This window comes from Janthinobacterium sp. GW460-12-1-14-LB5 (genome assembly GCF_059423585.1).
This window is the reverse complement of the sequence record NZ_JBWKYD010000010.1, coordinates 1-23,348: the sequence shown is the minus strand read 5'-3', so window position 1 is coordinate 23,348 and position 23,348 is coordinate 1. Positions and strand designations below refer to the sequence as shown.

Genomic DNA, 23,348 nt, shown 5'->3' with positions numbered 1-23,348 from the left:
TGCGGTACGCCAGCTAACAGAGTGCCTGTCCGGGCAAATGTAAGTGTTTGTAATTGACGAAAATCCTGTCAACGCAATTGCCGCACGGCGCGTTTTTGGCTCAGTGACAGGGGATTGATCTCCTGAACTACAACCCCACTTCTCGAGGAACTGCATCATGAAAAAACGCACTGTCAACATTGTCGCTACTCTGATCGCCGGCTTGTTCGCTACCGCAGCCTTTGCTCAAACCCCAGCACCAGCAGCGCCGGCCAAGGCCGAAGCCAAGCACACCAAGGAAGTGGCTAAAGCAGAAGCCAAAGAAACCAAGGCCGTCGTGAAAGCCGATGCGAAAGAAGCCGCCGTCGCTGCAGACGCCAAAGCCGATGTCGCCAGCGCCAAGGCTGATGCCAAAGCCACCAAGGCCAAAGCCCATCACAAAGCGAAAAAAGCCAAGGCCAAGGCTGACGAAGCCAAAACTGAAGCGACCGCAGCAGCAGCCAAATAATCGGCTCCGCGCGTTTTCCGCGCCGCACAAAAAGACAGCTTCGGCTGTCTTTTTTCGTTTTCATGCCCGCATCACGCAGCAACAGCCGATAAAACACCTGATTGTAAGAAAGTGTAAACGAGGTCAACGGTAAGCTTCCGGGGCGCGTTTTATGCTCAGTGACACGGGAATCATCCCGGCACCAACAGACATACCAGACAAACCACCACTGAGGACTGCACCATGAAAAAAGTAATTGCTACCCTGATCGCCGGCCTGTTCGCCACCGCAGCCTTTGCCCAGACCCCAGCAGCGCCAGCAGCGCCCGCCAAAGTGGAAGCGGCCCACGCCAAGGCCGTCGTGAAAGCCGATGCCAAGGAAGCGCAAGCCGTCGTGAAAGCGGACGCGAAAGAAGCGAAAGCCGTCGTCGCCGCGAAAACGGACGTCGCCAGCGCCAAAACGGAAGCGGTCGCCACCAAGGCCAAGGCCCATCACAAAGCCAAGCACACCAAAGCCAAGGCTGACGAAAAGCTGGCTTCGGCCACCGCCGCCGCACCGGCTCCAGCGCCAGCAGCAGCCAAGTAATCACCGACACACCATCACTTACCACTCGCCAGGAAAATAAAATGAAAAAAGTCATCGCCACCCTCGTCGCCAGCCTGTTCGCTACCGCCGCCTTCGCGCAAACCCCTGCCGCTCCGGCAGCATCGGTACCCGCCAAGGCGGAAGCGGCCCACACGAAAGCCGTAGCAAAAGCGGAAGCCAAGGAAACCAAGGCCGTCGTGAAAGCCGATGCGAAAGAAGCGGTCGCCGCCGCCGACGCGAAAGCCGACGTCGCCAGCGCCAAGGCCGATGCGAAAGCCACCAAGGCCAAGGCCCATCACAAGGCAAGCAAAGCCAAAGTGAAAGCGGACGCAGCGAAAGCGGCAGAAGCCGTTCCGGCGGCACCAGCACCAGCGAAGTAATCGCGGCAGTCGCCACGCGAGCGCGTCCGCCGGGTCTGCGCTTGCGCGGCTGTTTCGCCCGCAATACCAGGGACAGCTTCGGCTGTCCTTTTTGCATGGCGCGCCTTCATGCGAACGTCATCGAACAGGCCAGCTTGCGCGCGACATAGCGGCGCACTTGAGCGACACTGGCACTCCGGCCATCGGCGCCGTGAACCGCGACGCCGACAGCTACGGCTACTTCTCGTACGCGAAGACGCAGGACATCGGGGGACAGCAGATTGGCGTGCACTTCGCCCCGGGCAATGGCGGCAACAAGATCTATGTGATACCGGCGCGCCGCATGGTCGTGAGCATCGCTTCCAGCGCCTACGGCAAGGGTTACGGACAACGCCGTTCGGAAGACATCCTGAAGGCGGATACGCGGTAGTTGTAAGCGTTTGTAATGAGCGTCAACGCCAGCGTCCGGGGGCGCGTTTTATGCTCAGTGACACGGGAATCATCCCGGCACGCCAGACAAACCACCACTGAGGACTGCACCATGAAAAAAGCAATTGCTACCCTGATCGCCGGCCTGTTCGCTACCGCTGCCTTTGCCCAGACGCCCGCAGCGCCAGCAGCGCCCGCCAAAGTGGAAGCGGCCCACACCAAGGCCGTCGTGAAAGCCGACGCCAAGGAAGCGCAAGCCGTCGTGAAAGCGGACGCGAAAGAAGCGAAAGCCGTCGTCGCCGCGAAAACGGAAGTGGCCAGCGCCAAGACGGAAGCTGCCGCTACCAAGGCCAAGGCGCATCACACGGCGAAAAAAACCAAAGCCAAAGCAGATGCGAAACTGGCATCGGCCACCGCCGAAGCGGCACCAGCCAAGTAATTTCTTCACACTGCACTCACCCGAAAAAACACCAAGGATCTCATCATGAAAAAAGTTATTGCCACCCTGATCGCCACCCTGTTCGCCACCGCCGCTTTCGCACAGACGCCAGCAGCGCCAGCAGCGCCGGCCGCTCCAGCAGCTTCCGCCGCAGCCGTTGCACCTGCAGCCAAAGCCGAAGCGCCAGCCGCCGCCGTCAAGCCAGCGACGCACAAGAAAGCCAAGCATCACAAGGCGAAGAAAGCGGCTACTGGAGAGAAGGCAGTTCCAGCCACGCCGGCAGCTTCCGCACCGGCAGCAGCGCCAGCCAAGTAATCGAGGCCGCAACAACAAAAAGACAGGGTTTCCCCTGTCTTTTTTTTTCGTCCATTTATTTTGGCATCAGCACCGTGTCGATGACATTGATCACGCCATTCGATTGATATACATCATAGGTGCTGATGTTGGCGCTGTTGCCGCCCTCGTCCATCACGACGATGTTGTGCATGCCGTTCATGGCGAACATCAGCTTGCCCCCGCTGGCCGTGGGCAAGGTGGCTTTACCGTCATGCATCTTGATTTCCTTGGCCAGCGCCTTGAAGTCGTATTTGCCCGGCACCACGTGGTAGGTGAGGATTTTCGTCAGGGTCGCCTTGCTTTCCGGCTTCACCAGGGTCTCGACGGTGCCGGCCGGCAGCTTGCCAAACGCCGCATTCGTCGGCGCGAACACGGTAAACGGCCCCTTGCCTTTCAGGGTGTCGACCAGCCCGGCCGCCTTGACGGCGGCGACCAGGGTCGTGTGGTCGGCCGAATTGACGGCGTTGTCGACGATGTCCTTGCTCGGATACATGCTCTGGCCGCCCACCATGGTGCTCATGTCGGCGGCAAAAGGGGCGCTGGCGGCCAGCATGGATGTGATGAAAAGAGCTGCGGGAACGAAGGTGCGCATGGTGATATCTCCTGGATGACTGCATTTGCGTGATTGCACGAGTATTTACGCGGCCTGTCCGCAAACGGATTCAACTGGTTTTCAACAAAAAAAAACGGCGCCGTGCAGATGCACGACGCCGTTTTCATGATGTTTTCCTCGCCGCGGGCCGGGAATGCCAGCCCGCGGTGCCGGAAATCAGTTGGCCGCGACCTGCGGCTCGGCATCTCCCCAGCCGCCGCCCAGGGCGCGGATCAGCGCCACCGTGGTGACGGCCCGGTTGCCGCGCAGCTGCACGGCGTTGCGCTCGATGGCCGCCAGGTTGCGCTGCGCGTCCAGCAGATCGAGGTAGCTGGAACGGCCCGCATCGTACAGCTTTTGCGCCAGGTCGGCCGAGCGGCGCGCCGACACGACGGCTTCGTCGATCTGCTGCGTCTGGCCCGACAGGATGCGCAGGCCGGCCAGGTTGTCTTCCACCTCGGCGAAAGCCACCAGCACGCTCTGGCGATACGTCGCCACCGACTCTTCCAGCTGCGCTTCGCTGCGCGTCACGGCAGCCTTGTTGCGGCCGCCGTCGATGATCGGCATCGACATCAGGGCGCCCAGCAGCCAGGAGCGGCTGCTCCACTTGAAGATATCCGAGAAGGTGTCGGACGCGCCGCCGCCGGAAGCGTTCAGGCTCAAGGCGGGGAACATGGCCGATTTCGCCACGCCGATGCGCGCATTCGACGCTTCCATGGTGCGCTGCGCCGACGCGATGTCGGGACGGCGCTCCAGCAAGGACGATGGCATGCCGGCCGGGATCACGGGCAGGAAGCCGCTGTCCTGCAGCGGGTTGACGCCCGCCGTGAAGCTGGCGGCAGGTTTGCCCAGCAGGACGGCCAGCGCATGCTCGCCGGTGGCGCGCTGGCGCTGCAGGCCGATGGCTTCGGCGCGCACGGTCGACAGCTCCGTGCGGGCACGGGACAGGTCGAATTCGCCGATGTCGCCCAGATCGTAGCGGCGCTGGTTCACATGCACGCTTTCCTCGCGCAGGCGCACCGTCTGTTCCAGGGTCGCCAGTTCGGCGTCCGTGGCGCGCAGCTGGAAGTAGGTTTGCGCCACGTCAGCCTGCAAGGACAGCAGCACCGAGCGGTAAGTCGCTTCCACGGCCAGCGCATCGCTGCGCGAGGCGCTGACATTCGATGCCACCCGGCCGAACAGGTCGACTTCGTAGCTGGCCGTCAGGCTGGCCTGGTAGACGTTGGTCGCCGCCACCGGCGCGCCGTTCGGCAAGCCGAGCGACACGGCGGAAGCGCGGTTGCGCTGGCCGCCCACATTGATGCCCACTTGCGGGATGCGGTCCGCTTCGGCGATGCCGGCAATGGCCCTCGCCTGCTTGACGCGGGCGGCGGCCACCGCCAGGTTGGCATTCGCCTGCGTGGCCTCATTAATCAGGCTAGTCAAGGCCGGATCATTGAAGGCCAGCCACCACTCGCCGCGCGCCTGGCGCTCGGCTGGCACGCCCTGCTTCCAGCGCGTGCCGTCCGCCGCCGTCTGCACGGCCGGCGTTTGCGCTTCCTTGAACGCAGCCGGCGTCTCGATCTGCGGCTGCTTGAACTCGGGCGCCGCGCAGGCGGCCAGCAACACGGCTGCGGCCATGGCGCTCAAGACGGGCGCCGCGCGCCGGATGATTGCATTGGTTTTCAATATATATCTCCTTCCAGGTTCAATGCTGGCGCAGCAGTTGGCTTGGCGGCAGCATCGGCTGGTTTTTTCTCAAAACGCTGCGCCAGGGTGCGCAGCAGAACATAGAACACGGGCGTCAGGAACAGGCCGAAGAAGGTCACGCCCAGCATGCCGGCGAAGACCGCCACGCCCATCGCATGGCGCATTTCCGAACCGGCGCCGTGCGAGAACACCAGGGGCACCACGCCCATGATGAAGGCGATCGACGTCATCAAAATCGGACGCAGACGCAGACGGCACGCTTCCAGCGCCGCTTGCACGACGGTGCGGCCATGCTCTTCCAGTTCGCGGGCAAATTCCACGATCAGGATCGCATTCTTCGACGCCAGCCCCACCAGCACGAACAGCGCGATCTGGGTGAACACGTTGTTGTCGCCGCCGGTCAACTTGACGCCCAACAAGGCGCACAGGATCGACATCGGCACGATCAGGATCACGGCCAGCGGCAGGGTCCAGCTTTCGTACTGGGCGGCGAGCACCAGGAAGACCAGCAGCACGCACAGGGGGAACACATAGATCATCGTATTGCCGGACAAGATGTCCTGGTAGGTCAGCTCCGTCCATTCATACGAAATCCCCTGCGGCAGCACTTCCTTGGCGATGCGTTCCAGCGCGGCTTGCGCCTGGCCGCTCGACACGCCAGGGGCGGCGCCGCCGTTGAAATCGGCTGCTGCATACGCGTTGTAGCGCTGCACGCGGTCAGGACCGTAACTATCCTTGACGCGCATCAACGACGACAGCGGGATCATTTCGCCTTTGTCATTACGGACTTTGAGCTGCGCGATATCCTGGGCATGTGAACGGAAAGCCGCATCGGCCTGCACGCGCACCTGGTAGGTGCGGCCAAACTGATTGAAGTCATTCACGTACAGCGAACCGAGGTTGATCTGCAAGGTCTGGTAAATCGTTTGCAGTTGCACGCCCATCTGCTTGGCTTTTACACGGTCGACGTCGGCGAACAGCTGCGGCACGTTGATCTGGTAGCCCGAGAACACGCCCGCCAGTTCCGGCGTCTGGTAGGCCTTGGCGGCCAGCGCCTGGGTGGCGTTGTACAGCGCGTCGTAACCGAGGTTGCCGCGGTCTTCGATCATCATCTTGAAGCCGCCGATGGTGCCCAGGCCATTCACAGGCGGTGGCGGGAAGACCATGATGAAGGCGTCCTGGATGCCGCCCAGGCGCTTGTTGATCTCGGCCGCGATGGCGCCGCCCGACAATTCCTTGCTGCCGCGCTCATCGAACGGCTTCAGGGTGGCGAAGACGATGCCGGCGTTCGGCGCATTGGTAAAGTCGTTGATCGACAGGCCGGGGAAGGCGATGGTCGATTCGACGCCGGGCACCGACTTGATGACGTCGGACATGCGGCGCACGACATCTTCCGTGCGGTCCAGCGAAGCGGCGTCGGGCAATTGCGCAAAGCCCACCAGGTATTGCTTGTCCTGCGCCGGCACGAAACCGGCCGGCACGGACTTGAAGGTGAAGATGGCGGCAACGACCAGCAGCGCGTACACGCCCAGCGAGGCGCTCTTGCGGCCCAGCACGCCTTTGACGCCCGCTTCGTAGCGGTGCGAAGCGCGGCCGAAGAAGCGGTTGAACCAGGCGAAGAAGCGGCCGAAGACCAAGTCCATGCCGCGCGTCAGCGCGTCTTTCGGCGCATCGTGCGGTTTCAGCAGCGCGGCCGACAGGGCCGGCGCCAGGGTCAGCGAGCTGAAAGCGGAGATCACGGTCGAAATGGCGATGGTCAGCGCGAACTGGCGGTAAAACTCGCCCGACAGGCCGGGCACGAAGGCGATCGGCACGAACACGGCGCACAGCACCAGGGCGATGGCGACGATAGGGCCGCTGACCTCTTTCATGGCCTGGATGGTGGCGTCGCGCGGCGAGAGGCCTTCCTCGATGTTGCGCTCGACGTTTTCCACCACCACGATGGCGTCATCGACGACGATACCGATGGCCAGCACGAGACCGAACAGCGACAGGGTGTTGATCGAGAAGCCAAAACCCAGCATCACGGCAAAGGTGCCGACAATCGACACGGGAACGGCCAGCAGCGGAATGATCGATGCGCGCCAGGTTTGCAGGAAGATGATCACCACCAGCACCACCAGGGCGATGGCCTCTAACAGGGTATGGATCACGGCTTCGATGGACGAACGCACGAATTGCGTGGGGTCGTACTCGATGCGGTATTCCACGCCTTGCGGGAAGTCTTTTTTCAGTTCTTCCATCTTGGAACGCACGTCGGAAGACAGTTGCAGCGCGTTGGCATTCGGCGCCTCGAAAATACCCATGCCGACGGCCGGATTATTGTTCAGCAGCGAACGCAGCGAGTAGCTGTTGGCGCCCATTTCCACGCGCGCCACGTCCTTCAGGTGCGTGACGGCGCCGTCGGCATTCGTGCGCACGATGATGGCGCCGAATTCCTCGGGCGTCTGCAGGCGGCCCTGGGTATTGACGGTCAGCTGGAAGTCCGAGTTTTTCGCTGGCGAAGCGCCGATCACGCCGGCGGCCACCTGCACGTTCTGCTCGCGGATGGCGTCGACGACGTCATTGGCCGTCATGCCGCGCGCCGCTACCTTTTGCGGGTCGAGCCAGATGCGCATCGCATAGTCGCCGGCGCCGAAGATCTGGATGTCGCCCATGCCGGGCAAACGGGCCAACTGGTCCTTGACGTTCAGCACCGCGTAGTTGCGCAGATACATATCGTCATAGCGCTTGTTCGGCGAGACCAGATGCACGACCATGGTCAGATTCGGCGACGACTTGACCGTCGTCACGCCGATCTGGCGCACTTCCTCGGGCAGGCGCGGCAACGCGCGCTGCACGCGGTTCTGCACCTGCGTTTCGGCCTGCTCGACGTTGGTGCCGATCTTGAAGGTCACTGTCAGCATCATCGCGCCGTCGGACGTGTTTTGCGAGGACATGTAGAGCATGTTCTCGACGCCGTTGATCTGCTCTTCGAGCGGCGCGGCCACGGTTTCGGCGATCACTTTCGGGTTGGCGCCCGGGTATTGCGCGCGCACCACCACGGATGGCGGCACGACGTCGGGATATTCGGAGATGGGCAGGCCGAATATCGACAGCAGCCCGGCCACGAATATGACAATCGACAGCACCGCCGCGAAAATCGGCTTGTCGATGAAAAAGCGGGAAAAATTCATGTTTATTCCTTGGAAGTCGATGCTGCCTTGGCGGCGATCTTGGCGTCTTTTACTTCAGGTTTGGCGGGAGCGACGGGCGCGGTCGGGTCGAAATCCATCGCCACCATCTGCGGCGTCACGGGCGCGCCGGGGCGCACGCGCTGCAAGCCGTTGACGACGATTTTTTCGCCCGCCTTCAAGCCTTCGCGCACCACGCGCAAGCCGTCCGAGGTCGGGCCCAGCTTGACGGCGCGGTATTCGGCCTTGTTGTCGGCGCCTACCACGTAGACGTATTTGCGGCTCTGGTCCGTGCCGACGGCGCGGTCGCTGATCAACAGGGCCGTGCTTTGCGCCTGCGGCCCGTTGCCGCCGTCGAGTTGGATGCGCGCGAACAGGCCAGGCACCAGCTGGCGCTCGGCATTGGTAAAGGTGGCGCGCATGCGCACGCTGCCCGTGGCCGGGTCGAGCTGGTTGTCGACGAATTCCAGCTTGCCTTCGTGCGGGAAGCCCGTTTCGTTGGCCAGGCCCACCTTGACGGTGACGGGCGTGCCCTTTTGCGCCGTGCCGGCCACGCGCAGATACGTGTCTTCATCGCCGTCGAAGCTGGCGTAGATGCGGTCCGTCGACACCACCGACGTCAGAATGGCGGAAGCGTCGATCAGGTTGCCGACGGTGATTTCCGCCTTGCTGACGCGGCCGCTGATCGGCGCCTGCACCTGCGTGTACGACAGGTTCAGCCTGGCCGCTTCATACGCGGCTTGCGCCGAGCGGACATTCGCGTCCAGCTCTTTCAGGCCCGAGGCCTTTTCATCGAATTCGCGCTGGGCGATGGCTTTTTCGGCCAGCAGCTTTTCAGCGCGCGACAGTTCCAGCTTGGCCAGTTCCGCCTTGGCGCGGGCCGAGGCAGCCGTGCCTTCGGCGCGCGACACTTCAGCCTGGAAGGGGCGCGGATCGATGACGAACAGCACGTCGCCCTTTTTGACTTCGCTGCCCGGCTTGAAGTTGACGGCCGTGATGAAGCCGCCGACACGCGAGCGGATTTCCACGCGCTCGATCGCTTCCAGGCGGCCCGAGAATTCCTGCGTTTCCGTAATCTGTTTTTCAACGACGGCGGCGGCCGAGATGGGCGGGCCGCCGGCCGCTGGCGCGTCGGGCACCTTGCTGTTGGCTGAATCGCAGCCGGCCAGGCTCACGGCCACCAGTCCTGCCAGCGCGAGCGAGGCAGCCAGGGGCTTCAGCAGAGTGGAAAATTGTTGAACGTTTTTCATTTTATTTCCCTGTTTTATGAAAATTTCTAATGGTATGGGCGGCAGGAAGCAACCCAGCTTAAAAAGTGAATGGTGGTGCCATGGCGCCCGACGGCGCTCGATCAAAGGTAAACAGGCCGCCAGCTGCTTGAAAGCGGACGGGGACGACGAAGCTGGCTGTGCGAACGCACAACGCAGACAGGATGGGAACTACACTGCGTAGTGTAGCAACCGAAACTCAAAAAGTAAACTGATTAGTGTAAGTTTTTTTGCGGTGCCGCGGATGGCGGCTTTATGACTCGGGCTCTTGCCCCAGTCCGGCGACGAAACTGCTAATTTCGCTCAATACCTGCACCTTGCAGGCGCATTCATTACGGGCGGTGGCGTCTTGCAGCGGCGCGGCGGCCATGCGCCGCACGGTGGTCTTGATGCCGCAGGCGATCAATTTGCTGCCGTATTGTTCAGCCTCGTCGCGCAATGGGTCGTCTTCGCTGGACAAGATCAAGGCTGGCGGCAGGTTCTTCAGGCGGCTCGACTGCAATGGCGACGCATACGGATGGGTACGGTCAGCGGCATTCGGCAGGTAGCCGCGGTAGGCGGCGGCGCACTGGTCGGCCACTTCCGCCAGGTCCGGGCAGCTCGGCAAGTGGCGCATCGAGCAGGTCGACAAGCCGGGGTCGAGCATGGGCATGATCAGCACCTGGCCCGCGAGGGGCGGTCCGCCCCGGTCGCGCGACATCATGGCGCACACGGCAGCGAGGTTGGCGCCCGCTTCGATGCCCGACACCACCATCTGCTTGCCCGTCCAGCCCAGCTTGGACTTGTTCTTTTTTGCCCACAGCAGCACGGCATGCGCGTCTTCCACGGCGGCGGGGAATGGCCGCACCTTCGCCAAGGTATAGTTCGCGGCCAGCACCACGTGGTCGGGATTGCTCAGCACGAGGCAGCGCAGGAAGTCGTCCGCGTCTTCCAGGTCGCCGTCGACAAAGCCGCCGCCATGGAAGAAGACCATCAGGTTCGGCTGCTTGGCGCCCGGCACGCCGGCCGTGTAGACGCGCGCGCCGAGCGCATCCTGCGCGCCCTGCACCTGGATGTCGCGTATCTTCAGCGCCTGGCCAGGTGCCAGTTCAGCCGCGGCGTCGGCAAACGTCATTGCGCCACCACCGGCTGCACCGCAGCATCGCGCACCGTGTCGTTCAGGCACAACAGGGCGACGCCGCCCACTTCATGGGTCAGGGCGCTATATCCGCTGGCTTCGCTTTGCGCCGCCGACGAATAGGCATCCGTCGATACCATCGCGGCCAGAGCGAGCGAGCTCATAGCGAGAGCAAGCACTGCAAAGATTCCATTCCGGTGACCCATGATATTTCTCCTGTGAACTTCCTGCGGCAATCACATTTATGCTGCAGTACAACAACTATAGACTTGATCTACAATCTGATAAAGAGTGCAATGCCGAATTGATTGTTCAGGATTCTGAATAATCACGCAGAAAGTGATAGGAAATCAAGTGAACAAGCTGCAAGCCATGGAAGTCTTCATCCAAGTCGTCGACGCGGGCGGCTTTACGCGCGCGGCGGAAAACATGCAGCTGCCGAAAGCCACCGTGTCGACCCTGATCCAGTCGCTGGAAGCGAGCCTGTCGGTCAAGTTGCTCAACCGCACCACGCGCCACGTCAGCATCACCTCCGATGGCGCCGCGTATTACGAGCGCTGCGTGCGCATTCTGTCGGACGTGCGCGAGGCCGAGGAATCGCTGTCGCGCACGCGCTTGAGCCCCAGCGGACGGCTGCGCGTGGATGCGCCCACGGCCCTGGCCAGCGAACTGATCATCCCCGCCCTGCCCGACTTCTTTGCCCGCTACCCGGACATCTCGCTGGAACTCGGCTGCAGCGACCGCCCCGTCGACCTGATCGAGGAAGGCGTCGATTGCGCCGTGCGCGGCGGAGAATTGGGCGACCTGAACCTGATCGCGCGCCGGGTCGGCGTATTGCATTTCATTACCTGCGCCGCGCCCGGCTACCTGGCGCGCCACGGCACGCCGCAGCACCCGAACGACCTGGCGCAGCACCGGGGCGTGAATTTTTTCTCTGCCAAGACGGGCAAGACCTTCGACTGGGATTTCACGCGCGCGGGCGAACGCATCCAGATGTCCATGCCCAGCCATATCGCCCTGAACGACTCGAACGCCTACGCGGCCGCCGGCCTGGCGGGCCTGGGCATCGTGCAAATGACGCATTTCATGCTTGCGCCGCTGCTGGAACAGGGCAAAATGGTGGAATTGCTCAGTGAATGGGAATCCGACCCGCTGCCCATCCACGTGATCTATCCGCCCAACCGCCACCTGTCCGCCAAGGTGCGCGTGTTCGTCGAATGGGTCGCCGACATGTTTACCAACCACCCGGCCACGCAACTGAAGGGCAAGAGCACCCTGCCCGCGCGCGCCGCCCTGACCGAGGCCCAGCCATGACCGCAGCAAGCACATCACCGCACCTGCACCTGCCCCCGCACCGCATCGTCTTTCTCGACCGCGACAGCCTGATCGCCACCGTGCGCCCGCCCGCCTTCGCCCACAGCTGGGAAGAGTTTCCGCATACCAAGGGCAGCGAGCAGACGGTAGCCCGCCTGCAAGGCGCCAGCATCGCCATCACCAATAAAGTGCCGCTGCGCGCGGCCGAGCTGGCGCAGCTGCCCGACCTGAAAATGATCGCCGTGGCCGCCACGGGCACGGATATCCTCGACCTGGCCGCCTGCCGCGAGCGGGGCATCGTCGTCGCGAATATCCGCGACTATGCGCGCGCCACCGTGCCCGAGCACACCTTGGCCCTGATGCTGGCCCTGCGCCGCCAGCTCGTCGCCTACCGCGCGGACGTGGAAGCGGGCCTGTGGCAGGCGTCGGACCGCTTCTGCCTGTTCGGCCACCCGATCCGCGACCTGGCGGGCAGCCGCCTGGGTCTGCTCGGCTACGGCGCGCTGGGCAAGTCCGTGGCGCAACTGGGGCGCGCCTTCGGCATGCAGGTGATCGTCCACAACCGTTCCCCGATCCAGGAAGACGGCGTCAAGGAAGTGAGTTTTGACGAACTGCTGGCCACCTCCGACGTACTGAGCCTGCACCTGCCCTTGACGGACAAGACGCGCAATATCATCGGAGCAAAAGAGCTGGCGCGCATGCAGCCGACTTCGCTGCTGATCAACACGGCGCGGGGCGGCCTGGTCGATGAAGCGGCGCTGGCCGACGCATTGACCCGTGGCGTGATCGCCGGCGCCGGCTTCGACGTGCTGTCGAAGGAACCGCCCCTGCCCGACAACCCGCTGTTGAACTTGCGGCTGCCCAACTTCATCCTCACGCCCCACACGGCCTGGGCCAGTGGTGAAGCCATGCAAAAGCTGGCCGACATATTGATCGGCAATATCGAAGCGTTCGAACGCGGCGTTCCCGTGAACGTGGTGGCATGAGCGTCTTGCAGGAACTCGATGAACTGCTGGGGCTGGATGGCGACGAGTACGACCGCCTCGACCTGTTTCAGGAGGCGGATGAGCTGATCGGGCAACTGCGGACGGCCGACGTGCCCCCGCTGCTGGCCTTGTGGCCGCAGCGCAGCCTGTGCTGGCAGCAACGTTTCACGCAAGCGAGCAGCAACATCGACGGTGCCGTGCTGCGCGCCCTGCTGGCCGGTTTGCTGCAGATCAAGGAGGCCACCCACGGCGTGCTTGAATTGATGTCGCGCCTGCCACCCGTCGCCGACAACTCTGCCCTCAGCGACGCGCTGCTCGCCTACGCCGAGCAAGCGTGGCATGCGCAGGGGCCGGCGCTGCACCGGCAAATCCAGATCAGCTGCTGGAGCTGCGGGCTGTCGGGCCGGCTGCTGACGCGGCTGGAGCTGGCTTCATGGAAGGAAGCGGGGCTGTAAAACCGGTCGCCACGCCAGGCGGCACTCTAGATTGCGTTGGAACAAGTATCGCTGTGCACATTCGCCATACAGTGAGCCCATGCTTGTTTCAACCACTCTGGAGGCGCCATGAAAATACTCTACCTTCTCGTCCTGTTCGCCACCGTCACCCTGAACAGTGCATGCACTAGCTTGCCCGCCATTCCCGCACCGACATTGCAAATAGCCAAAGCACCAGGTCCGATCGATTCCAACTCTGGCCCCCACGCCCCGCGCCAGCTGGCATGGCAATGGGACGAAGGACGTACCTTCGAAGCAGAATTCAATAGTGACTGCCGGGGCCCCATCTATTTCGTCGACAAGCAGCGCAACATCAGCAGCTTTGTGGGCATAGACTCTCCGCCACGGGCCACGTTCGACAGCGACGACCCCGACGTTATCCTGGGTAATATCGGATACGCTGACCAGCTGATTTTCTCGACCAATGGGGGGCGCAGTTTTTTCAAGGAAGTACGGGCCTTCCCCCGCTCCGCCTCTGTCGAATTCATTGCCGTGCGCAAGGGGCATGTGTATGTGGGAATCAACCACCAATCAAACGACGCCGATGCCTACTTTGCCTGGCATAGAACGAAGAACAAGTATCGTTCCGAGGAAATGGAACAATACAGCCGCAAACTGATGATTCTCGAAGGAAAACTCGACAAAGCCCAGGGCCGCATCGCAAGCTATCGGATACTCAAACCGAAGGGCCATCAATTCATTAGTCCCTACGCTGCCATGGCCGCGGAATACATCAAGGAGGTCGACGACATTGAGGCGCTGGGCCTGCCGCACGCCGGTGGCAACGTTCCCCTGCACCGCTGTGACACGACCATGCAACTACCCGTCTGGCATCACTGGGCATCCAAGAAAGAGTTGGCGGAAATGAACACATGGTACGAAACCACCAAACGCGCCCACCCCGAATGGGCCACGGCAGAAATGGACAAGTTGATGCAGGAGGCGCGTGAATTTACTGAAAAATATCGCTAGGCCTGCAGTGTGTGTGCCGACGCATCGCCGCCGGCGCCACCCAGCGCCACCTTATCCCGCCGTTTCCGGCCGCTCGAATGAAAACCCCGGCGCATACGCGTGATAACCGTCGAAATCGCCCTTGCCGATGGCCGCGCCGCCGCTGCGCGCAATCGCATATGCCATGCTGAAGTGAAAGTAGAAATTCGGCAGGATGTACAGATTCAAATACTCGCCGGCAGGCAAGGCGATGTCGGCGAAGCCGGCGCGGTCGCGGCAGATGCGCCCGGACGGCCCGTCAAAGCGTTCAGGAGGAATATCCTTGATGTAGCGCATGGTCTGCGCGATCTGTTCCTGCAGGCTGGCGGCGCCGCTGAAATCGGCCACCTCCAGCCCCGCCAGCGGGCAGCAGCCGCGCAGGGAAAAGCTCACGGCTGCGCGCACTTGCTGGGCAAATGGCAGCATGTCCGGGTGCAGCCGCGCCGCCAGCAGTTGCGGCGCCGTGCCGGTCTTGTCGAGCATGGCGGAGAGCTGCGCCAGCGAGCGGCAAAAGACGGTGGCGGGGTTGATCTGCATCATGTCCGTCATGACAAGCCCCCTGCCGCCGCATCGTGCGCCACGGCCTTCTTCAGCACGCGGATCAACCGGCGTTCGTGGCGGCCCACGGCGTCCCAGTCCCAAGCGTCGGTCGGGCCGAATGCCGGGTAATGGCGCTGCCATTTTTCCGCGCGCTTCTGCGAATTGGCGCCCACATTCGAGTCCAGGCCCTTGCCGCTGGAGAGGCGCAGATACACGCGGATGACGCCCCAGCCTTCGCACACATAACGATACGTGAGGCCGCCGCACTGGGCCGGGTCGAGGGCGATGCGGGTCGGGGCAAACTGCCCGGCCATGTCCGGGTAATGCACGGCCAGGAACACCTCGCCGGCCCCTTCGGCCTCCAGCCGGGCCGCATACGCGCACAGCTCGGCAGGCGAGCGGAAATACAGCGTTTCCCGTTCCGGCTCCGAATACGCCTGCGCCACGGACGCGCCGGGCTTGGCAAAGATCGCCTCGGCCATGGCCGCGATACCTGCTGTTGATAATCCCACTATGCCTGCCTTTCCTGTTGGGTTACGCCATGCGCCGCCATCCTAGCATGGCGTCAGCGCCGATGGCGGCTGAAAAATTCCCACATTACCTCATTCGCATCGATGGCGCGCGTGGTCTTGCCGATGGGTAGGCCAACATTGAAGGCGTCGGCGCCGGGCCACGTGTGGCCGCCGTCCTTGACGGTGAGCAAGGCCACCTTGGCGCCGCCAGCGCCCTGCTCCAGCCAAGTCACTTGCGTGGCGTCGCCGGCAGGAGCCGGCATCAGGCGCGGCAGCGGCACGGCGCCGTCGATGCCGTTGTGCCTGCGCCAGTAATCGAACGTGTCCTCGGCCGACAGATAGCTGGCGGCCTTGCCCTCGAACAGCACCACCTTGTCGGCCGTGCCCTGTATCAGGAGCATGCCGACCTTGTCCTTCTGCTTGTGATGCTGCCGCACGGGTTCCGGCATGGGCGCGCCCACCGAGGCGACGGCGGCGAACTGTTGCGGCAACTCGGCTGCCAGGCGCAAGGCAAAGAAGCCGCCGCGCGACAGGCCCGTCGCATACACGCGCTTGTCATCGATGCGGTAATCCTGCTTGAGTTTGCTCAATATCGCTTGCGTAAAACCGACGTCGTCCGTGCCCGCCAGGTAATCCATGCCGAAACCTACGTTCCAGTCTTGCTTGATGCCTTGCGGATACACAACGATGAACTGGTGGCGCTCGGCCGTCTTGTTCATCTGCGTGTACAGCATCTGTTCCGCCATGCTCATACCGCCGCCATGGAAATTGAAGACGACGGGAAACGCCTGCCGCGGCGCCTGGTCGTAGGCGGCGGGCGTGTAGACGATGTAGCGGCGTTTATCTTCCTTGTGGACGAGGCTGCTAACTTGCGCCAGAACAGGGATGCTGGTGCACGCCAGCACCAGCAGGCTGATAAGAAATTTCATGCGATTTTCTCCGTTGATCAAGAGCTTGCAGCTTATGCAGGCGCCGGTGAAATCGCGGTGAAATCTCCCTGCTTTTTACTGTTTCTGGAGCGCAATGATGTCGACGCGGTACTGCGCCGCGCCCGGGTGGAAAACGATGTCCCAGTGCATGGCTTGCGCCAGGCGCAGCAGCAGGTTCTGGCCATGCGCGAAACCGTGGATGCGCCGCGGCTGGGCCGCCGGCACCGTATTGACGATGCTCAGGCGGCCTTGCGCAAATGCAATGCTGATGCGGCAAGCGGGGCCGCCATGGAACAGGGCATTCGCCAGGCAATTATTGATGAGCAACATCGTCAGCTGCGGATTGCCGACGACATCCAGGCGCTCGGGCAAGTCCAGCGCCAGCAGGCTGGCATCCCAGGCGACATCTTCGAGCAGGCGCAGCAGGCATTGCTCTATGCAGCCGCGCAACTCCACCACCTCGCCCGGCAGTTGCTCGGCCCGTGCCAGCGCGAACAGCACCTCGATGGTGGCGCGCATGTCGTCGACGCCCTGGCGCAGCTGGACCTGCCCGTCTGCCGCCAGGGGCTGCGCGCCGGCCAGCGCCAGGCTGTTGTGCATCAAGGTCAGCGGCGTGCGCAGTTCGTGGCTGACGTCGCGCGCGAATGCCTGTTCGCGCCGCAACACTGCCTGCAGTTCAGTAAACGTGGCTTCCAGGCGGCGCGCCAGGAAACCGATCTCGTCGGGACGGTCGCGCTCGCTGAAGTGCACGGCGCCGCCGGGCGCCAGCTGGCGCGCTTCCTGCGCCAGACGCTGCAAGGGCCGCACGAGGCGGCGCGCCAGCCAGTACGCCAGCAGCAGGGCCAGGCCGATCAGCGCCAGCGCCACGCCCAGCACGACACCGCCCACTTCCGGCACCAGGCGCGACACCACCAGCACGGGCGCCACATCGGCCAGCAGATACGCGCGCCGCGGCTGGCCGGCGGCAGCGAGGTCCAGCGCCAGCACGTGATAATGCTGGCCCGTCGTGGTAAACACTTCCGCGCGCGGGGCGGACGGCGGCACTTGCGCACGCACCGCTTGAGGCAAATCAAGGTAACTGCCATAAACCGTGATGAGGTCGCTGCCAGACGGCGTCAGCTGACCGTGCTGGCGCAAGCGCTGGCTGACGGCCACCGCCTCGCGTTCGAGCAGGCGCTGCACCAGCATGTCTTCCGTCACGTAGGCGATCACCAGCGCCAGGCCCGTGTAGCACAGGCACAGCACGACGGTGAAGCCGGCGAGGGCGGCGAACAGGCGTTGCCGGATCGACTTAGCCATCGCTGGCCGCCCCGTCGAAGGCCAGGCGGTAGCCCAGCTGCGGTATGGTCACCAGCACGCCAGCCGCGCCAGCCCCGCCGACCAGTTCCAGCTGCTTGCGCAGCGCGTAGATATGCGATTTGAGGGCGTCGCTGTCGGGCGGCTGGCTGCCCCACAGGGATTGCAGCAAGGCGGAGCGCGACACGGCGTGGGGATGCTCGCGGCACAGCAGCAGCAGGATCTTAAAACCCGTCTGCGTCAGCGGCAGCGGTGCGTCACGGTACAGGGCGCGTCCTGCGCGCGTCTGCAAGATAAACGGACCCACGTGCATTTCCTGTTGCACGTGCAGCTGCTGCCGGCGCGCCAGCGCTTCGCAGCGCAAGGCCACTTCGCGCAAGTCGAAGGGCTTGGTCAAATAATCGTCGGCGCCGTCGCGAAAGCCGCGCGCCTTGTCTTCGAACGCGTCGCGCGCCGTCAGCATCAGAACCGGCACATTGCTGGGCGCCCCGGCCTTGATGGCGCGGCACACTTGCAAGCCATCGATGTCGGGCAGGTTCAGGTCCAGCAGCACCACGTCATAGGCGTTGCGCGTGGCCAATTGCACCGCCAGCGCGCCCGTGCCCGCATGGTCCGTCTGCCAGCCCAGGCCGTCGAGGAAATCGAGCACCTGCCGCGCGATGCCCAGGTGGTCTTCCACCAGCAGGATGCTCAGGGGCGCTTTGTTCATGGCACGCCGGCAAGGCGCGCATACAGCCAGAAGTTGCCGGACCTTCCACGAATTTGCCGGTAGCAGCGCAGATAGCCTTCCCGCTCGAAAGCGCAGCGTTCGAGCACGCGCAGCGAACGCTCGTTGCTTTCCAGCACGGTCGCCTGGATGCGCAGCAAGCCAAGATGCCGGAAGCCCCAGTCCACGACGGCGTTCACGATGGACGTGGCCACGCCCTGCCCCCACACGGCAGGAGCAAGATCGTAGGCGATTTCGGCCGTACGGTGCTGCGGGGAAATCGCATTCAAGCCGATGGTGCCCACCAGCTGGCCGCCCTCGCGCAGCACGACGGCCAGGCGCATGGGCGAAGACGCGTCTGCCGACGCGTAGTCATCAAAATTGGCTTGCAGATCATCGATGGAATGCAAATCCCAGCTCGTGTGTTCGACGACGACAGGGTCGGCCAGGTAGGTATACCAGGCGGACGCGTCGCTGCGTTCCAGGTGGCGCAAGGTCACCAGGGGATGATCGGTGAGCGGCAATCGCGGCTTCCCGCAGTGGCTCACGCGGCGCCCTTGCGCCGTGCTTCCCACTCGCGCCGCAGCAAGCCGTACAGGGCCGAATCGCTGACCTGGCCAGCGACGATCCAGCGCTCCGGCAAAAAGCCTTCCTTATTAAAACCCTGGCGTTCGAGGGCGCTGGCCGAGCCGGCGTTGAGCGGGTCGATATCGGCTTCCAGGCGGTTCAGGTCGCGCTCGACGAAGGCGAATTCGATCAGCGCCGACAGCGCTTCCTGCATATAACCGTTGCCCCAGTACGGACGGCCCAGCGCGTAGCCGATCTCGGCGCGGCGGTTCTGGCGGTGCTCGGAAAACAGGCTGCAACTGCCCAGGTATTCGCCCGTCGCCTTCAGCTCGACGGCAAAGCGGAAAAATTCCTCCTTCTCGAAAGCGGCGCTGTCCTCGGCGATCTGGCGCGTGGCGCGGCTGATATCTTCCCACGGCGGTTCGCTGAAATAGCGCATCACTTCGGGGTCGGCATGCATGGCGAACTGGGCCGCCTCATCCGAGGGTTGCGGTTTGCGCAGGATCAGGCGCTCAGTGGTGATGGTTTTCGTGTAGGCCATGCAACTCCAATCGAAGGTTGAAACGGACGATGCTTATTATTCCATGCAACTATAGTGATGTGGCAACTTTGTGACGGCACTTTTTAATGTAGTATGGCAATATTTTTACCATATCATTGATGCAACTTCATGATCCGTTCATGCGCCCACTAAAGGATGTCCCCGACACCAACGCCCTCGCGGCGCAGCCCCAGGTCTTGCACCGCCACAAGCGGCCAGTGACGGTCTGGGCCAGTATCGCCTTCTTTTGCATGTGCGCCATGCTGCTCGGCATGACGATGTGGATCGTCTGGTCTTCGCGCGACGTGCGCTTGCGCGAAGCGCGGGCGACGACGGAAAACATGGCGCGCACCCTGGCCACGCAAGCGTACATGGAACTGGAAATCGCCGATGTGATGCTGGAAGATATTGCCGAACACGTCAGGAATGAAGGCAATAATGACCATACCGGCGAACGGCTGCAGTCGCATCTGCAGCAGTTGTCGAAAAATATCGTGGAAATTGCCGGCGTCTTCATTTTCGATGGACAGGGAGAGCTGCTGGCCTCCTCTTCCGGCGCCAGGCAGGACGGCAACAATGCCGACCGCAATTATTTTATCTACCACCAGACGCATGCGAAGCTTGGCAGCCATATCAGTGCGCCCGTGTGCAGCAAATCAAGCGGGCAATGGGTATTGCCCGTCTCGCGCCGGGTCGAAGCAAAAGACGGCACGTTTGCCGGCGTGGTGCTCGTCACCCTGGGGCTGAACTCCTTCGAACGCATCTACGCCACGCTCAACCTGGGCAATACGGGCACGGCCTTCTTTGCCCTCGATGACGGCACCCTGATCTACCGGCGGCCGTTCCAGCCCGAGGTGATCGGCATGGATATTTCCTCGGGCGCCATCTTGCAAGCCTACCGCGACCAAGGGCCCGTCGGCACGGCGATGATGACGGCGAAAGTGGACGAGATCGAACGGCTGTACAGCTATCGCCATCTGCAGCGCTTTCCCGTCATCGTGGCGGCGGGCTTGTCGAAGGACGATATTTTTGCCGAATGGCAATGGTTGAGCATGCAAATCGTGCTCGCCTCGCTGGCGGCGGGGGCGCTGCTGCTGTACCTGTTCCGCAAGCTGATGCGGCAAATCGCCATACGCGACCGTATCGAGGCCAGCCTGCGCCTGGCCAGTGCCGAGCTGCAGCAGGCGAATGCCGACCTGGCCGCGCGCGCCTCGCAAGACGGCTTGACGGGCCTGGCCAACCGCCGCTGTTTCGACGAAACGCTGGCGCATGAGCTGAACCGCGCCCAGCGCAGCGGCCATCCGGTGTCGCTGATCATGCTGGACGTGGATTTCTTTAAAAAATTTAACGACCAGTACGGCCATGTGGCGGGCGACGCTTGCCTGCAGGCCGTTGCCGGCGCCGTGGCGCGCAGCGTGGGCCGGGCCGAAGACCTGGCGGCGCGCTACGGCGGCGAAGAGTTCGCCGTGATCATGCCCGCCACCCATGCCGCGGGCGCACTGGAAGTGGCCGAAGCCATCCGCTCGGCCGTCGAGGCGCTGCAAGTCCCCCACGCGGCCAGCGCGAACGGCGTCGTGACCGTCAGCCTGGGCGCGGCCACGCTCCTGCCCGGCCAGGAGCGGCGCACGGACAGCAGCGAACTGATACGCCAGGCCGATGCCTTGCTGTACCAGTCGAAAAACAGCGGCCGCAACCGCGTCACCATCCATGCGCCAGCAACATGACATCGAGATTTTCCATGCAAAAAATTCATATCACCATGCCGCTCGCTCTGGGCGCATTGGCCGTCTGGCTGGGCTTGAGCATGGGCGGTCGCTGGCTGGAATCAGCCGGCTACGCCTTGCCGGGCGCAGCCGTCACCGGCCGTATCGGCCTGTCATGGGCGCTGGCCGCCCTGTTCGCGCTGGCGCTGCTGCTGGCCTCAAGCCGGCCCCGCGAAGCGGGCCTGTGTGCGCCGCAGCCATGGAAAACAGTGTGGCTGGTCTCGCCGCCCCTGCTGTATGCGCTGCTGATGCTGTTGCTGGCCTGGGCCGGCGGCTGGCCGCAGCCGCGCGTGCTGCTGGTCGTCGCGTGCAATGCGGCCCTGGTGGCCATCTCGGAAGAGCTGATGTTCCGCGCCATCTTGCTGCAAGGCATGCTGGACCGCTACGCCGTCTGGCCCGCCGTCCTGATGTCCTCGGCGCTGTTCGGCCTGGCCCACACGGCCAACGGCCTGGCCTCGGGCGACGTCAGCGGTGCCTTGTGGCAAGCCGTGGCCGCCACCCTGCAGGGCATCGGCTACGCGGCCATCCGCCTGCGCACCCGCTCCATCTGGCCCATGGTGCTCGTGCATGGACTGTGGGACTACGCGCTGGTGACGGCCACCTTGCCGCACCCCGCCGAGGATGGCGCATCGATCCTGCCGTACATCGCCCTGCTGGCCGTGCTGCCCTTGTGCCTGTACGGCGCCTACCTGCTACGCCCCAGCCAGCGGGCGGCCATGTCGCAACTGCAACGATAAGGAATCTGCATGACGTTTTTTTCACGCGAGTACGAAGTATTCCTGCTGCTGGCAGCGCCCGATGCGCCGCCGCTGTGGGATGCGGCGCAATGGACGCCGTTTGCCGCCAGCCTCGACGGCCTCCTGGCGCAAGCACGGGGCAAGGCCGCCGTGCGCAGCCATCAATACAATCCCAAGGGCAAGTCGATTCCCTTTGGCCGCCTGGGCTGGAACGACAAATCGCACGCGAAGTGGACGCACACGCCGGCCACGACGGATGCGCGCTTCATGAGCCTGGAAGCGTGGGCGCCCACCTGGACCGTCTGCGAAAAGGACAACCAGGCGCCCGATGTGTTCCTCGCCCTGGCCAATGAATCGCTGCTGGGACTGGCAGGCAAGCCCCTGCAGTTCAGCCAGCGCCTCGTGTGCGCCATCGCCACGGACATGGGCCCGGAAGCGGCCGCCATCTTCCGGCAAGCGCTGGTGCAACTGGCTGCGCAGCAGGACGCCGTCGTCTTCGCCCATACGCGGCGCCAGTGGGGCCGCGCCTCGCCGTATGGCGGCTTCACGGGCGCCATCCAGGACATGCTGATCGGCGGCCTGTTCCGGCAGGACGACCCGCATGCGCGGCCGCTCGATGACGCCGCGTTCCAGGATGTGTGGAGCAAACTCGACATCCACCATGCATGAACGCACTCTCATGCCACGCCTGAGCTTTGCCATCCTGCTGTGCTGGAGCGTCCATGCGGGCGCCTTCGAACTGAGCGGCACCATCCGCAGCAACGGCCCGCCGCTGCCGCAAGCCATCAGCATCGTTGCCGAGCGCATGCACGGCGAGCCGCAGATACATGGCACGGTCGAGAATGGCCGCTACCGCATCGACGTACCGGAAGGCGCCACACTGGCACTGCTCCTGCAATCGCCCGGCTGGGAAGCGGAACCCAAGCTCATCTTCAGCGCGGCCACGGCGGGCGCGCTGGACTTCCTGCTGTATCCGGCGGCAGTGCCCGAAGCGGCGCTGGCAGCGGAATTGCGGACCATGGAACAGGAAGACCAGGCCCTGCGCGCGGAATTCCCGCCAACGGGGCCGGACCTGGCCACACGCCAGCGCATGCTGGCCACGGATAAGGCACGCGAGCAACGCTTGCGGCATATCATCGCCAGCAAGGGCTGGCCCACGCAAACGATGGTCGGCTACAAGGCGGCGGGCAGCGCCTGGCTGATCGCCCAGCATGGATCAAATGCTTTCCTCAAAAGCACCTTGGACCTGATGCTAATGCAAAGAACGAGACTGGAGAACATACCTTCCAAGTGCGATTCATACCAATTCATGCAACGGTAGTCAACTGTAACTACCTATAATTACCGAAGGGTATATGAAAGAAATATCATTCTAAACGGAGTTGGAGCTCATTGATTTTTACCTCGATTACTTATAGCTGTTCGCCACAATCATCAAAATCAAGCAAAAACCAATTTAATCCACCCGCCCCCAACACAATAAAATAAAAAATACAATAAAAAATAAGGCATGCCAATAC

The 23,348-nt window shown here is 63.2% G+C and carries 27 protein-coding genes; 14 read left to right on the top strand and 13 right to left on the bottom strand.

From position 1 onward, the window contains the following. Positions 1-157: 157 nt before the first annotated feature. The 6 genes from AC07X6_RS12050 (at position 158) to AC07X6_RS12025 (ending at position 2,593) form a co-directional block, all read left to right on the top strand. Entirely contained in the window at positions 158-487 is a 330-nt protein-coding gene (locus AC07X6_RS12050; protein ID WP_230539303.1) for a hypothetical protein, read from the top strand. Between the two features lie 222 nt (positions 488-709). Continuing rightward, a complete protein-coding gene (locus AC07X6_RS12045; protein WP_494791110.1) occupies positions 710-1,051 on the top strand; it encodes a hypothetical protein in 342 nt (113 codons plus the stop codon). A gap of 41 nt (positions 1,052-1,092) precedes the next feature. Continuing rightward, entirely contained in the window at positions 1,093-1,431 is a 339-nt protein-coding gene (locus tag AC07X6_RS12040) for a hypothetical protein (protein WP_230539301.1), read from the top strand. 157 nt (positions 1,432-1,588) lie between these two features. Then, positions 1,589-1,840, top strand: a complete 252-nt coding sequence (locus tag AC07X6_RS12035) for a hypothetical protein (RefSeq protein WP_494791109.1) — start codon at positions 1,589-1,591, stop codon at positions 1,838-1,840. 111 nt (positions 1,841-1,951) lie between these two features. Then, the gene (locus tag AC07X6_RS12030) at positions 1,952-2,278 is read left to right on the top strand and encodes a hypothetical protein (RefSeq protein ID WP_230539299.1); all 327 of its coding nucleotides are present in this window, start codon (positions 1,952-1,954) and stop codon (positions 2,276-2,278) included. 45 nt (positions 2,279-2,323) lie between these two features. Next, positions 2,324-2,593: a hypothetical protein gene (locus AC07X6_RS12025; protein WP_474291878.1), complete on the top strand. Its 270-nt coding sequence runs from the start codon at positions 2,324-2,326 to the stop codon at positions 2,591-2,593. Between the two features lie 55 nt (positions 2,594-2,648). On the opposite strand, the gene AC07X6_RS12020 is transcribed toward AC07X6_RS12025, so the two are convergent. From AC07X6_RS12020 to AC07X6_RS11995, 6 genes are all read right to left on the bottom strand, one after another. Next, positions 2,649-3,206, bottom strand: a complete 558-nt coding sequence (locus AC07X6_RS12020; RefSeq protein WP_474291879.1) for a fasciclin domain-containing protein — start codon at positions 3,204-3,206, stop codon at positions 2,649-2,651. A gap of 177 nt (positions 3,207-3,383) precedes the next feature. Next, positions 3,384-4,826 carry an efflux transporter outer membrane subunit gene (locus tag AC07X6_RS12015; protein WP_494791221.1) on the bottom strand — a complete coding sequence of 481 codons (1,443 nt, stop codon included), beginning with the start codon at positions 4,824-4,826 and terminating at the stop codon, positions 3,384-3,386. A 44-nt stretch (positions 4,827-4,870) separates the two neighbouring features. Continuing rightward, complete coding sequence (locus AC07X6_RS12010) at positions 4,871-8,071, bottom strand: efflux RND transporter permease subunit (RefSeq protein WP_230539296.1); 3,201 nt, start codon at positions 8,069-8,071, stop codon at positions 4,871-4,873. Between the two features lie 2 nt (positions 8,072-8,073). Beyond that, the gene (locus tag AC07X6_RS12005; RefSeq protein ID WP_494791108.1) at positions 8,074-9,318 is read right to left on the bottom strand and encodes an efflux RND transporter periplasmic adaptor subunit; all 1,245 of its coding nucleotides are present in this window, start codon (positions 9,316-9,318) and stop codon (positions 8,074-8,076) included. 271 nt (positions 9,319-9,589) lie between these two features. Beyond that, positions 9,590-10,450 carry an alpha/beta hydrolase gene (locus tag AC07X6_RS12000; RefSeq protein WP_474291884.1) on the bottom strand — a complete coding sequence of 287 codons (861 nt, stop codon included), beginning with the start codon at positions 10,448-10,450 and terminating at the stop codon, positions 9,590-9,592. Then, the gene (locus AC07X6_RS11995; RefSeq protein WP_230539293.1) at positions 10,447-10,617 is read right to left on the bottom strand and encodes a hypothetical protein; all 171 of its coding nucleotides are present in this window, start codon (positions 10,615-10,617) and stop codon (positions 10,447-10,449) included. Before AC07X6_RS11995 ends, AC07X6_RS12000 begins: the two co-directional genes overlap by 4 nt. A gap of 190 nt (positions 10,618-10,807) precedes the next feature. Between AC07X6_RS11995 and AC07X6_RS11990 the strand changes: the two genes are divergently transcribed. From AC07X6_RS11990 to AC07X6_RS11975, 4 genes are all read left to right on the top strand, one after another. After that, positions 10,808-11,767: a LysR family transcriptional regulator gene (locus tag AC07X6_RS11990; protein ID WP_494791107.1), complete on the top strand. Its 960-nt coding sequence runs from the start codon at positions 10,808-10,810 to the stop codon at positions 11,765-11,767. Continuing rightward, positions 11,764-12,753, top strand: a complete 990-nt coding sequence (locus AC07X6_RS11985) for a D-2-hydroxyacid dehydrogenase (protein WP_494791106.1) — start codon at positions 11,764-11,766, stop codon at positions 12,751-12,753. The genes AC07X6_RS11990 and AC07X6_RS11985 overlap by 4 nt, the downstream gene beginning before the upstream one ends. Continuing rightward, positions 12,750-13,208 (top strand): hypothetical protein, encoded by a 459-nt coding sequence (locus AC07X6_RS11980; RefSeq protein WP_494791105.1) that lies wholly within the window; start codon positions 12,750-12,752, stop codon positions 13,206-13,208. The genes AC07X6_RS11985 and AC07X6_RS11980 overlap by 4 nt, the downstream gene beginning before the upstream one ends. Before the next feature lie 108 nt (positions 13,209-13,316). Further along, the gene (locus AC07X6_RS11975; protein ID WP_494791104.1) at positions 13,317-14,219 is read left to right on the top strand and encodes a hypothetical protein; all 903 of its coding nucleotides are present in this window, start codon (positions 13,317-13,319) and stop codon (positions 14,217-14,219) included. 51 nt (positions 14,220-14,270) lie between these two features. On the opposite strand, the gene AC07X6_RS11970 is transcribed toward AC07X6_RS11975, so the two are convergent. From AC07X6_RS11970 to AC07X6_RS11940, 7 genes are all read right to left on the bottom strand, one after another. Next, the gene (locus AC07X6_RS11970; protein WP_494791103.1) at positions 14,271-14,786 is read right to left on the bottom strand and encodes a DUF1993 family protein; all 516 of its coding nucleotides are present in this window, start codon (positions 14,784-14,786) and stop codon (positions 14,271-14,273) included. Further along, positions 14,783-15,289 carry a hypothetical protein gene (locus AC07X6_RS11965; RefSeq protein ID WP_494791102.1) on the bottom strand — a complete coding sequence of 169 codons (507 nt, stop codon included), beginning with the start codon at positions 15,287-15,289 and terminating at the stop codon, positions 14,783-14,785. Before AC07X6_RS11965 ends, AC07X6_RS11970 begins: the two co-directional genes overlap by 4 nt. 53 nt (positions 15,290-15,342) lie before the next feature. Then, positions 15,343-16,218: an extracellular catalytic domain type 1 short-chain-length polyhydroxyalkanoate depolymerase gene (locus AC07X6_RS11960; RefSeq protein ID WP_494791101.1), complete on the bottom strand. Its 876-nt coding sequence runs from the start codon at positions 16,216-16,218 to the stop codon at positions 15,343-15,345. A gap of 75 nt (positions 16,219-16,293) precedes the next feature. Further along, complete coding sequence (locus tag AC07X6_RS11955) at positions 16,294-17,517, bottom strand: sensor histidine kinase (protein WP_494791100.1); 1,224 nt, start codon at positions 17,515-17,517, stop codon at positions 16,294-16,296. After that, positions 17,510-18,223: a response regulator transcription factor gene (locus AC07X6_RS11950; protein WP_494791099.1), complete on the bottom strand. Its 714-nt coding sequence runs from the start codon at positions 18,221-18,223 to the stop codon at positions 17,510-17,512. The genes AC07X6_RS11955 and AC07X6_RS11950 overlap by 8 nt, the downstream gene beginning before the upstream one ends. Beyond that, positions 18,220-18,744, bottom strand: coding sequence for a GNAT family N-acetyltransferase (locus AC07X6_RS11945; RefSeq protein WP_494791098.1), 525 nt, complete (start codon positions 18,742-18,744; stop codon positions 18,220-18,222). Before AC07X6_RS11945 ends, AC07X6_RS11950 begins: the two co-directional genes overlap by 4 nt. A 20-nt stretch (positions 18,745-18,764) precedes the next feature. Continuing rightward, positions 18,765-19,328: a GNAT family N-acetyltransferase gene (locus AC07X6_RS11940; RefSeq protein WP_494791097.1), complete on the bottom strand. Its 564-nt coding sequence runs from the start codon at positions 19,326-19,328 to the stop codon at positions 18,765-18,767. A 140-nt stretch (positions 19,329-19,468) separates the two neighbouring features. Here AC07X6_RS11940 and AC07X6_RS11935 point away from each other — a divergent pair, with 140 nt between their 5' ends. From AC07X6_RS11935 to AC07X6_RS11920, 4 genes are read left to right on the top strand one after another with little or no spacing between them, the layout of a single operon-like run. Then, entirely contained in the window at positions 19,469-21,052 is a 1,584-nt protein-coding gene (locus AC07X6_RS11935; protein ID WP_494791096.1) for a sensor domain-containing diguanylate cyclase, read from the top strand. Positions 21,053-21,066: 14 nt separating this feature from the next. After that, a complete protein-coding gene (locus AC07X6_RS11930) occupies positions 21,067-21,828 on the top strand; it encodes a CPBP family intramembrane glutamic endopeptidase (RefSeq protein WP_474291905.1) in 762 nt (253 codons plus the stop codon). A 9-nt stretch (positions 21,829-21,837) separates the two neighbouring features. After that, positions 21,838-22,497, top strand: coding sequence for a hypothetical protein (locus AC07X6_RS11925; protein WP_494791095.1), 660 nt, complete (start codon positions 21,838-21,840; stop codon positions 22,495-22,497). After that, positions 22,490-23,149, top strand: a complete 660-nt coding sequence (locus tag AC07X6_RS11920) for a DUF6624 domain-containing protein (RefSeq protein WP_494791094.1) — start codon at positions 22,490-22,492, stop codon at positions 23,147-23,149. Before AC07X6_RS11925 ends, AC07X6_RS11920 begins: the two co-directional genes overlap by 8 nt. The last annotated feature ends 199 nt before the right edge of the window (positions 23,150-23,348 follow it).

Excerpts from the sequence above, each read along its gene's own strand:
- AC07X6_RS12050 (WP_230539303.1), top strand. The coding sequence starts at position 158 with ATGAAAAAACGCACTGTCAACATTGTCGCTACTCTGATCGCCGGCTTG.
- AC07X6_RS12045 (WP_494791110.1), top strand. The coding sequence starts at position 710 with ATGAAAAAAGTAATTGCTACCCTGATCGCCGGCCTGTTCGCCACCGCA.
- AC07X6_RS12040 (WP_230539301.1), top strand. The coding sequence starts at position 1,093 with ATGAAAAAAGTCATCGCCACCCTCGTCGCCAGCCTGTTCGCTACCGCC.
- AC07X6_RS12030 (WP_230539299.1), top strand. The coding sequence starts at position 1,952 with ATGAAAAAAGCAATTGCTACCCTGATCGCCGGCCTGTTCGCTACCGCT.
- AC07X6_RS12025 (WP_474291878.1), top strand. The coding sequence starts at position 2,324 with ATGAAAAAAGTTATTGCCACCCTGATCGCCACCCTGTTCGCCACCGCC.
- AC07X6_RS12020 (WP_474291879.1), bottom strand. The coding sequence starts at position 3,206 with ATGCGCACCTTCGTTCCCGCAGCTCTTTTCATCACATCCATGCTGGCC.
- AC07X6_RS12015 (WP_494791221.1), bottom strand. The coding sequence starts at position 4,826 with ATGGCCGCAGCCGTGTTGCTGGCCGCCTGCGCGGCGCCCGAGTTCAAG.
- AC07X6_RS12010 (WP_230539296.1), bottom strand. The coding sequence starts at position 8,071 with ATGAATTTTTCCCGCTTTTTCATCGACAAGCCGATTTTCGCGGCGGTG.
- AC07X6_RS12005 (WP_494791108.1), bottom strand. The coding sequence starts at position 9,318 with ATGAAAAACGTTCAACAATTTTCCACTCTGCTGAAGCCCCTGGCTGCC.
- AC07X6_RS12000 (WP_474291884.1), bottom strand. The coding sequence starts at position 10,450 with ATGACGTTTGCCGACGCCGCGGCTGAACTGGCACCTGGCCAGGCGCTG.
- AC07X6_RS11995 (WP_230539293.1), bottom strand. The coding sequence starts at position 10,617 with ATGAGCTCGCTCGCTCTGGCCGCGATGGTATCGACGGATGCCTATTCG.
- AC07X6_RS11985 (WP_494791106.1), top strand. The coding sequence starts at position 11,764 with ATGACCGCAGCAAGCACATCACCGCACCTGCACCTGCCCCCGCACCGC.
- AC07X6_RS11980 (WP_494791105.1), top strand. The coding sequence starts at position 12,750 with ATGAGCGTCTTGCAGGAACTCGATGAACTGCTGGGGCTGGATGGCGAC.
- AC07X6_RS11975 (WP_494791104.1), top strand. The coding sequence starts at position 13,317 with ATGAAAATACTCTACCTTCTCGTCCTGTTCGCCACCGTCACCCTGAAC.
- AC07X6_RS11970 (WP_494791103.1), bottom strand. The coding sequence starts at position 14,786 with ATGACGGACATGATGCAGATCAACCCCGCCACCGTCTTTTGCCGCTCG.
- AC07X6_RS11960 (WP_494791101.1), bottom strand. The coding sequence starts at position 16,218 with ATGAAATTTCTTATCAGCCTGCTGGTGCTGGCGTGCACCAGCATCCCT.
- AC07X6_RS11955 (WP_494791100.1), bottom strand. The coding sequence starts at position 17,517 with ATGGCTAAGTCGATCCGGCAACGCCTGTTCGCCGCCCTCGCCGGCTTC.
- AC07X6_RS11950 (WP_494791099.1), bottom strand. The coding sequence starts at position 18,223 with ATGAACAAAGCGCCCCTGAGCATCCTGCTGGTGGAAGACCACCTGGGC.
- AC07X6_RS11940 (WP_494791097.1), bottom strand. The coding sequence starts at position 19,328 with ATGGCCTACACGAAAACCATCACCACTGAGCGCCTGATCCTGCGCAAA.
- AC07X6_RS11935 (WP_494791096.1), top strand. The coding sequence starts at position 19,469 with ATGCGCCCACTAAAGGATGTCCCCGACACCAACGCCCTCGCGGCGCAG.
- AC07X6_RS11930 (WP_474291905.1), top strand. The coding sequence starts at position 21,067 with ATGCAAAAAATTCATATCACCATGCCGCTCGCTCTGGGCGCATTGGCC.
- AC07X6_RS11925 (WP_494791095.1), top strand. The coding sequence starts at position 21,838 with ATGACGTTTTTTTCACGCGAGTACGAAGTATTCCTGCTGCTGGCAGCG.
- AC07X6_RS11920 (WP_494791094.1), top strand. The coding sequence starts at position 22,490 with ATGCATGAACGCACTCTCATGCCACGCCTGAGCTTTGCCATCCTGCTG.